The 1415-nt window shown below is 78.4% G+C and carries 2 protein-coding genes; both read right to left on the minus strand.

The window, feature by feature from the left end; translation table 11 throughout:
- The coding region (locus EAD98_RS28480) for an adenosylcobinamide-GDP ribazoletransferase (protein ID WP_147457514.1) at positions 1–425 on the minus strand (425 nt) is incomplete at its 3' end.
- On the minus strand, positions 415–1415 hold a 1001-nt coding region (locus tag EAD98_RS28485), incomplete at its 5' end, for a nicotinate-nucleotide--dimethylbenzimidazole phosphoribosyltransferase (RefSeq protein ID WP_147457515.1). The genes EAD98_RS28480 and EAD98_RS28485, both read right to left, overlap by 11 nt.

Raw genomic sequence — 1415 nt, forward strand, 5'->3', positions numbered from 1 at the left:
CTGGCCGGCCAGGACCGGCCGGCCAGCTCGGCGAGCGCCGCGGCCTGCACCAGCAGGACGACCACCAGGGCGACCACCCCGAACGGGCCGACGTCCGGCTTCTTCATGATCTCCAGCGCGGCCGCGCCCCGCCGGTACGAGCCGAGCGCGTCCACGGTGTCGGCCAGCCCGTCCAGGTGCAGCCCCCGGGTGAGCAGGGCGGCGGCACCCACCGTCACACCGGCGGCCACCAGCGCGGGAGCGAACGCCCCGGCCAGCAGCAGGACGCCGGCCAGCAGCGCGCCGAGCAGGGCGCCGACCGCCGGGGCGAGCGCCATCGCGGTGCCGGCCACCGGGCGGTCGATCCGCCCGGCCCGGACCGGCAACGTGCTGAACGTGGTGACCGCCAGCCGGGCCCCCGCGGCGAGCCGCGACTCAGCCGGCACGCCAACCCGTCGCCGGCTGCTCGTCCGCCCCGGTGGTGGCCGGGCCCGGCCCGGCCGGCTCCGGTTCGGTGTAGTCCGGTTCGGTGTCCTCCGGTTCGGTGTCCTCCGGCTCCTCGGTGCCCTGGCCCGGCTCTCCATCGCCGGCCAGCGACGGGTGGACCGGCAGCGCGGCGGCCAGGGACAGCACCGAGCGCAGCAGCGGCAGCGCGACCAGCGCGTTGGCCCCCTCGCCGAGGTCCAGCCGCAGGTCGAGCAGCGGGGTGAGGCCGAGCACGTCGGCGGCCAGGCGCACCGCCGGGTGACCGCCGTGGTCGGCGAGCAGGCACCAGTGCCGCGCCTGCCCGGCCAGGTCGCGGCTGACCATGCCGGCGGCCAGCCCGACCGGTCCGTCCAGCAGCACCGGCATCCGGCGGGCGGTGGCGCCGAGCAGCACGCCGGTGGCCACCGCCACATCGCCGCCGCCCAGCTCGGCCAGCACGTCCTTGGCGCCCCGAGGCGAGCGGCGGGTGCGGTGCAGCGCGTCGCGTACCGCCGCGCAGCGGATCATCCAGGCCGCGTCGTCGATCTCGCCGGAGTTGGTGATCACCCGACCGAGCACGGCCGGCGGTTCCGCGCCCGCGGTGGCCGCCAGCACCGCCGCGGCGGCGGCCTCGGTGCCGGCGCCGCACGCGGCCAGCACCAGCAGCTGTACGCCGGCGTCGGCGGCCTGCTCGGCCAAACGCCAGCCGTAGCGCAGCGCCGACTCCACCTGCTCGGGGGTGAGCGCCGGCTGGTCCTCCATGGGCGCGGCGGCCGGAGTGTCCACCACCTGGAGGCTGGCGCCACTCTCGGCGGCCAGTCGGGCCAACGCGCCCTGGCCGGCGCGGGCCTGCCCGGCCCGACGCGCCGACTCGCCGGCGACGGTGCCGGCCGACGCCCCGCCGGAGTGGTCACCGTGCAGCAGCAGCACCCGCACGGAGCTCCAGGCGGCCGGTGTCGCGGTGGCATAAA

Source organism: Micromonospora sp. CV4 (assembly GCF_003667455.1).
In the GTDB taxonomy this organism is placed as follows: Bacteria; Actinomycetota; Actinomycetes; order Mycobacteriales; family Micromonosporaceae; genus Micromonospora.